5 protein-coding genes are annotated in these 7,819 nt (G+C 67.3%); all 5 read left to right on the plus strand.

Annotated features, from left to right (window positions below):
* The first annotated feature begins 10 nt into the window (after window positions 1-10).
* The 5 genes from AZG88_RS38080 to AZG88_RS38100 are packed head-to-tail and all read left to right on the plus strand — an operon-like array spanning window position 11 to window position 6,493.
* Complete coding sequence (locus tag AZG88_RS38080; RefSeq protein WP_061700636.1) at window positions 11-2,020, plus strand: acetyl/propionyl/methylcrotonyl-CoA carboxylase subunit alpha; 2,010 nt, start codon at window positions 11-13, stop codon at window positions 2,018-2,020.
* Entirely contained in the window at window positions 2,017-3,177 is a 1,161-nt protein-coding gene (locus AZG88_RS38085) for an acyl-CoA dehydrogenase family protein (protein ID WP_005253824.1), read from the plus strand. Before AZG88_RS38080 ends, AZG88_RS38085 begins: the two co-directional genes overlap by 4 nt.
* Window positions 3,174-3,659, plus strand: coding sequence for a MaoC family dehydratase (locus tag AZG88_RS38090; protein ID WP_005239560.1), 486 nt, complete (start codon window positions 3,174-3,176; stop codon window positions 3,657-3,659). Before AZG88_RS38085 ends, AZG88_RS38090 begins: the two co-directional genes overlap by 4 nt.
* Window positions 3,656-4,501, plus strand: coding sequence for an HpcH/HpaI aldolase/citrate lyase family protein (locus AZG88_RS38095; protein ID WP_061700637.1), 846 nt, complete (start codon window positions 3,656-3,658; stop codon window positions 4,499-4,501). Before AZG88_RS38090 ends, AZG88_RS38095 begins: the two co-directional genes overlap by 4 nt.
* A 48-nt stretch (window positions 4,502-4,549) precedes the next feature.
* Window positions 4,550-6,493 (plus strand): acetoacetate--CoA ligase, encoded by a 1,944-nt coding sequence (locus tag AZG88_RS38100; protein WP_061700638.1) that lies wholly within the window; start codon window positions 4,550-4,552, stop codon window positions 6,491-6,493.
* The last annotated feature ends 1,326 nt before the right edge of the window (window positions 6,494-7,819 follow it).

Genomic DNA, 7,819 nt, shown 5'->3' on the forward strand with positions numbered 1-7,819 from the left:
AATGACTGAAATGACTCGGATAGATACCGTCCTGGTAGCCAACCGCGGCGAGATCGCGGTGCGCGTGATCCGCACACTGCGGGCCATGGGAATCCGCTCCGTCGCCGTGTTCAGCGAGGCGGACCGCGACGCCCGGCACGTTCGCGAGGCCGACACCGCGGTGCTGCTCGGTCCCGCCGCGGCGCGGGAGAGTTACCTCGTCATCGAGAAGGTGATCGCGGCGGCCCGCGCCACCGGCGCGCAGGCGATCCATCCCGGTTACGGGTTCCTCTCGGAGAACTCCAAGTTCGCCGGGGCCTGCGCGGACGCGGGGATCGCGTTCCTCGGTCCGTCCGCTCACGCCATCGAGGTGATGGGCGACAAGATCACCGCCAAGAACGCGGTGGCGAAGTTCGACGTCCCTGTCGTCCCCGGCATCGCCCGCCCCGGCCTGTCCGACGACGAACTGATCGCGGCCGCAGGCGACATCGGATACCCCGTCCTCGTCAAGCCGTCGGCAGGCGGCGGCGGCAAGGGCATGCGGCTGGTGGAGGAGCCGGGCGCACTCGCCGAGGCACTGCGCAGCGCGCGGCGGGAGGCGGCGTCGGCGTTCGGCGACGACACACTCTTCCTCGAGCGATTCGTGCTGCGGCCCCGGCACATCGAGGTGCAGATCCTCGCGGACGGACACGGGAACGTCGTCCACCTCGGCGAGCGCGAATGCAGTCTGCAGCGTCGCCATCAGAAGGTCATCGAGGAAGCGCCGTCGCCGCTGCTGGACGAGGCAACACGCGCCCGGATCGGCGAGGCCGCCTGCAACACGGCGCGCAGCGTCGACTACTCGGGAGCGGGAACGGTCGAGTTCATCGTCTCCGCCGACAAGCCCGACGAGTTCTTCTTCATGGAGATGAACACCCGGCTGCAGGTCGAGCACCCGGTCACCGAACTCGTGACGGGCCTGGACCTCGTCGAGTGGCAGGTGCGAGTGGCCGCCGGTGAGCCTCTCGGCTTCACCCAGGACGACATCACCCTCACCGGCCACGCCATCGAAGCCCGCGTCTACGCCGAGGACCCGAGTCGCGGCTTCCTCCCCACCGGTGGACTCGTGGCCGACGTGGTCGAACCCGCCGGCCCCGGTGTCCGTGTCGACTCCGGGCTGCAGCCCGGCACGGTGGTCGGCAGCGATTACGACCCGATGCTGGCGAAGGTCATCGCCCACGCCGACGACCGCGCCGGCGCGCTGCGGAAGCTGGACCGGGCGCTGGCCGGCACCGGTGTGCTGGGAGTGGTCACCAACATCGAGTTCGCGCGCTTCCTGCTCGCCGATCCCGACGTGGTGGCCGGCAATCTCGACACCGGTCTGCTCGACCGACGGCTCGAGGACTTCGTCGCGGCGGAGGCCACCGATGCCGCCCTGATCGCCGCTGCTGCTTTCCGCTGGTTGCAGCGCTGGCCCGAGCGGGCACAGGCCGATCCCTGGGACGTCCCGAGCGGCTGGCGGGTCGGGGTTCCCGCGCCCACCAGCATCCGGTTGTCCTCTGCCACCCGCACCGACCACGTCCGGATCACGGGCAGTCCGGCCGAGGCCACCGCGCAGGTCGAGGACGGCGACACTCTGTCCCTGACGGCGGCGCTCGACGGAACCACCCTCTCCGTGGTGATCGACGGCAGGCGCGAAACCTACCGGGTCGCCCAGACCGACGGGCACATCTGGCTCGCCGGTTCCGACGGCACGACGATGCTGCGTGAGGTCCGTGAACTCAGTGTCCGCACTGGCGACGTCCACGCCGGCGAGGCCGAGATCACCAGCCCCATGCCCGGATCCGTCATCGCCGTCGGCGCCGAGGCAGGCGCCCACGTCACCGCAGGCCAAACGCTCGTCGTGGTCGAGGCGATGAAGATGGAGCACTCGCTCACCGCCCCCGTCGACGGCGTCGTCGACATCCTCGTCGCACCCGGTGACCAGGTGATGGTCGACCAGCTGCTCGCACGAGTCACCCCGCACACCGACACCACCGACACGAAAGAAGACGCGTCATGACCGAATTCCTTGCCACCGGCCAGCTTCCCGACGAGTACCAGCAGTTGGCGAAGACCGTCGCCGATTTTGCCAAGAACGTGGTGGCACCGGTCGCGGCGGAACACGACGCCAACCACACGTTCCCGTACGAGGTGGTGTCGGGGATGGCCGACATGGGCCTGTTCGGCCTGCCGTTCCCCGAGGAGTACGGCGGAATGGGCGGCGACTACTTCGCCCTCTGCCTGGCACTCGAAGAACTGGGCAAGGTCGACCAGAGTGTCGCGATCACCCTGGAAGCCGGCGTGTCGCTGGGTGCGATGCCGATCTACCGGTTCGGCAACGAGGAGCAGAAGCAGGAGTGGCTGCCGCAGCTGACGAGCGGCAAGAGCCTGGCCGCGTTCGGGCTCACCGAGCCGGGCGCCGGAAGCGATGCCGGCGGGACGAAGACCACCGCGAAGTTCGACAGCGGTGAATGGATCATCAACGGCAACAAGCAGTTCATCACCAACTCCGGCACCGACATCACCAAGCTCGTCACCGTCACCGCGGTGACCGGTACGAAGGACGGCAAGAAGGAGATTTCCACCATCCTCGTGCCGACGTCGACGCCGGGCTTCACTGCCGAGCCGGCGTACAACAAGGTCGGCTGGAACGCCTCCGACACCCACCCGCTCACGTTCTCGGACGTGCGCGTTCCCGAGGAGAATCTGCTCGGCGAGCGCGGCCGCGGGTACGCGAACTTCCTGCGGATCCTCGACGAGGGACGCATCGCCATCGCCGCGCTCAGCGTCGGCGCCGCCCAGGGATGCGTCGACGAGTCGGTCAAGTACGCCAAGGAACGGGAGGCGTTCGGACGGCCCATCGGACACAACCAGGCCATCGCGTTCAAGATCGCCCGCATGGAGGCGCGCGCCCACACCGCGCGCACGGCGTACTACGACGCCGCCGCCCGGATGTTGTCCGGCAAGCCGTTCAAGAAGCAGGCCGCCATCGCCAAGCTCGTCGCCTCCGAGGCCGCGATGGACAACGCCCGCGACGCCACCCAGATCCACGGCGGCTACGGATTCATGAACGAGTACACCGTGGCCCGGCACTACCGCGACAGCAAGATCCTGGAGATCGGCGAGGGCACCACCGAGGTGCAGCTGATGCTGATCGCGCGCGAGGCAGGCCTGTGACCGCCACGACCGAACCGAAGCGAATCGTTCAGCGGGGCCTGTGGTTCGAGGAGTTCGAGCTGGGAGCGGTGTACGAGCACCGTCCCGGCCGGACCGTCACCGAGGCCGACAACGTCCTCTTCACGACGCAGACGATGAACACCCAGGCACTGCACCTGGACGCCGCGTACAGCGAGAACACCCAGTTCGGTGAGCGCCTCGTCAACTCGATGTTCACCCTCTCGACGCTGGTCGGGTTGTCGGTGGCGCAACTGACGCAGGGGACCATCGTCGCCAACCTGGGGTTCTCGGAGATCAGTTTCCCGAAGCCGCTGTTTCACGGCGACACGCTGTACGCGGAGACGAAGATCGCGGACAAGCGCGAGTCGAAGAGCAGGCCCGGCGAGGGCATCGTCACGCTCGAGCACACCGGCCGGAATCAGAACGGCGACGTGGTGGCGATCGCGGTCCGCAAGACCCTCGTTCAGAAGAAGCCGTCATGAGCTGGGAACTGCCCGGGCCGGCCTGGCTGTTCTGCCCGGCGGACCGGCCCGAACGGTATGCGAAGGCGGCTGCGGCAGCCGACGTCGTGATCCTCGACCTCGAGGACGGGGTGGCGCCTGCGGACAAGGAAGCGGCTCGGGTCGCCCTGATCGACACCCCGCTGGATCCGGATCGCACGGTGGTGCGGGTCAATCCGGTCGGGACCGAGGACCACGAGCGCGATCTGCTGGCACTCGACGGCACCCGTTACACGAGGCTGATGCTGGCCAAGTGCGAGTCCGCCGATCAGGTGCTGTCGCTGGCGCCGCGTGAGGTGATCGCCCTCGTCGAGTCGCCGCTCGGTGCGCTCGCGGTGAGCGAGATCGCGCTGGCGGCGAGCACGATCGGCGTGATGTGGGGCGCCGAAGATCTCGTGGCGGCGATGGGCGGTAACTCCAGTCGCCGCGAGGACGGCAGCTACCGGGACGTCGCCACCCATGTGCGGTCATCGACACTGCTGGCCGCCAAGGCATATCACCGGCTCGCCCTGGATTCCGTCTATCTCGACATCAAGGACCTCGACGGGTTGCGCGCCGAGGCGGTCGACGCCGTCGCCGTCGGATTCGACATCAAGGTCGGCATCCATCCCAGCCAGGTCGCGGTGATCCGGGAGGCGTACGCGCCGTCCGACGAGGACGTCGACTGGGCGACGCGGGTTCTCGCCGCCGTCGCCGACGAGCGAGGAGTCTTCGCGTTCGAGGGAAAGATGGTGGACGCGCCGGTCCTGCGTCACGCCGAGGCGATCCTGCGCCGCTCCCAGGTCGAGTCGAAGGGGAAAAGCACGTCCGAGTCCCCACGGTAGGCGGCGAAAGAGCGCGGGACCGCCGCGCTCTCGGGGAAGATGGTGCCCATGACTGCCGATCCGCAATGGGTGCCCACCGAATCCGACGTGCGCGACGCGGTCGTCACCGACTTCGCCCGGTTCGTCGCCCGGCGTCACGGCGTCCGGGTCGACGACTACCGGGCGCTGTGGCGCTGGTCGGTCGCCGATCCGGCGGCGTTCTGGCAGGACGTGTGGGACTACTTCGAGATCAGGTCCGCCACCGACCACGGACCGGCCCTCGCGGACGCCGCGATGCCGGGTGCCGTCTGGTTCCCCGGGGCGACCCTCAACTACGTCGACCACGTCTTCCGGAATGCCCGCCCCGGCACACCGGCGATCCTGTACGCGGGTGAGGGAGCCACCGGCATCTCCGTCGGGTGGGACGAGTTGCGGTCCGCGGTGGCGGGCCTCGCCGCGACTCTCCGCGAGCACGGAGTCGGAGTCGGTGACCGGGTCGTCGGCTACCTCCCCAACATTCCCGAGGCCGTCGTCGCGTTCCTCGCCACGGCGTCGCTCGGCGCCGTGTGGGCCGCGTGCGGACAGGACTACTCCGCGCCGGCCGCGCTCGATCGCCTGGGTCAACTGGAACCGAAAGCGCTGATCACCGCGGACGGCTACCGGTTCGGCGGCAAGGAACACGATCGGCTCGCGGCGTCGGCCGACCTGCGCGGCGGATTGTCGTCGCTGGCCCTCACGGTGGTCGTGCCGCATCTCGATCCGGACGCCGTCGTCGACGGCACCCTCACCTGGGCGGAGGCCGCCGGCCGGGACGCCGCACTCGAGTCCGTGGCCGTCCCGTTCGACCACCCGCTGTGGGTGGTGTTCTCCTCGGGAACCACGGGCCTGCCGAAGGGCATCGTGCACGGTCACGGCGGCGTTCTCCTCGAACACGTGAAGTCGCTCGCGCTCCAACTCGACATCGGCCGCGACGACACCCTCTTCTGGTACACCAGTCCCAGTTGGATGATGTGGAACTTCCAGACGGCGGGACTGCTGGTGGGGGCCACCATCGTCTGCTACGACGGAAGTCCGTCCTTTCCTACGCCGGATTCGTTGTGGGCCTTGGTGTCACGTCTGGGTGTGACCGTGGTCGGCACCAGTCCCGGCTATGTTCTCGCGTGCGACAAGGCGGGGGTGATCCCCGTACGAGAGCACGACCTGAGCGCGCTCCGCGCGGTGGGGGTGACCGGCTCCACGCTGCCTGCGGCGTCGTCACTGTGGTTGTCCGAGAACGTCGGTCGCCGAGTTCCCGTCGTGTCGATCACCGGTGGGACCGACGTGGTGTCGGCGTTCGTCGGAGGAGCGCGGAGTGTGCCGGTCTGGCCGGGGGAGCTGTCCGCCCCGTGTCTGGGTGTCGCCGTCGACGCGTTCGACGAGTCGGGTCGGCCGGTGCGAGGCGAGGTGGGTGAACTGGTCGTGACGGCGCCGATGCCGTCCATGCCGGTGTCGTTCTGGAACGATCCGGACGGAAAGCGTTACCGTGAAGCATATTTCGATGTGTTTCCCGGAGTGTGGCGGCACGGCGACTGGATCACGATCACCGATCGCGGGACCGTCCTGATGCATGGAAGGTCCGATTCCACCCTGAACCGCAACGGAATTCGGATGGGCAGCGCCGACATCTATCAGGTGGTGGAGAAGCTCCCTGAGGTTGCCGAGGCGCTTGTCGTCGGTGTCGACCTGGCGGACGGCGGATACTGGATGCCACTGTTCGTGGTCCTGTCGGAGGGGGCGGAACTCGACGACGCGCTGAAGCAGCGTATCCGCGGAGCGATTCGTGAGCAGGCCTCTCCCCGGCACGTGCCCGACGACATCATCGAGGCTCCCGGCATCCCGCACACCCGGACCGGCAAGAAACTCGAGGTGCCTCTCAAGCGCATATTCCAGGGTGCGGACGCGGGCCGCACGGTGGACCGCAGCGCCGTGGACGACCCCGACCTGCTCGACTGGTTCGCGCGGCACGGACGCTGAGCCTGCGTGTCCGTCGATGTCAGTGTCGTTGGGCGACAACGGTTAGGTTAGTCTTACTTTGGTTACTTGCTGGTGGAGGCGCGCGATCTGACGTCCGCGCATCGGCGAATGTGAGAAATCTCCCGTCTGCCTGCGATCGGTCGCACCGCAGCAATCGCGACTAATCGGACATCGGCAGTGTCGCGCAGCAGGAGGGTGTTCCAGATGCTGGGATGCCGCCGGGGTGCCGTCGATTCGCACCTCTTTGGCGGGGCCGTGCTTTCGCGTCCTCGTGGCAGGTCAGCGGGCGATCTGACGGCGCCCGGGTGCTCACGTGAACGTCCGAGTTTTCGTTCGATGCGGATCCGTGACGGACCTGGTCGGTTATTCCCTGTGCGCAACTCCGGGTGCTCTTCGTTTTGAGACCTGCGCGGGGCTTTGGTAGACACGGTGGTTGGCAAAAACTGCGGTCACGGGGGGCAGTGAGTGTTCAACGCCGCGGTCGGTCATCAGATCGGCTGCACCGTGCAGGGATAACAGTCGGGAGGCGGAACATGAAACTGGATACGACAGTTGTACACCTAGCGAAATTCCGACTCTCGGTACGGTATCCGTGTTCTGGTTGTACGCAGCGCCTGGAATGTGGTTCGGCCTGTTGAATATGTGCGCGTCGAAGATCGAATTCAGGCCTGGTTCTGGAAGGATCGAGGGTTGGGTACGTCACACCGGCGCCGGTAACGGGAGCGGATCCGACACCGATGTAATTCCCGGCGCTACCGCAGAACCGTACGAACCGAAATCGTCACCACCGAGCGAGGGGAGGCCGAAGCAATGATCGCGACGATGTTTCGCTCCTCCACCAGCGCCGTAGACTCGGCTCTCGACTCGGAGGATGACGAGCACCGATTGGGTGGCCGCTTGTTGGATCGATGAGAGAACGGAGCCACGTATGAACCCGCTCACCGTAAGTAGTTCGGGATGTAAGGGCCTTGGAGTGTTCAGCGTCGCAGGCAATCGGGTTTCGGACGATCGTCTGACATCGACTCCGAGTGTGGTGGAACTCTTCGATCAGCGCAGGGCGTCCCATGCCCGGCACGTCCCCGCTCCGCGAGATGCTTCGAACCGGCAAGGCCTGTTCATGTGATGGCGTTCATCGGAAGACCGGCCCACGACGCAGTCCGTGGGACCGAGAGCTACGAATCACCAAAGACACAGGCGGCAGTCGCCACGCGTTCGAGAACGGAGTAACCCTTGGGGTCGGGACAAGCAGCGGGTAGTAGCGGTGCTCCGGAAGGGGCGTTTCCGCTGTCAGCTGCGCAGCGAGGCATCTGGTTCGCGCAACACGCG

The organism is Rhodococcus sp. LB1 (assembly GCF_001583455.1).
Taxonomy (GTDB): Bacteria; Actinomycetota; Actinomycetes; order Mycobacteriales; family Mycobacteriaceae; genus Rhodococcus_F; species Rhodococcus_F opacus.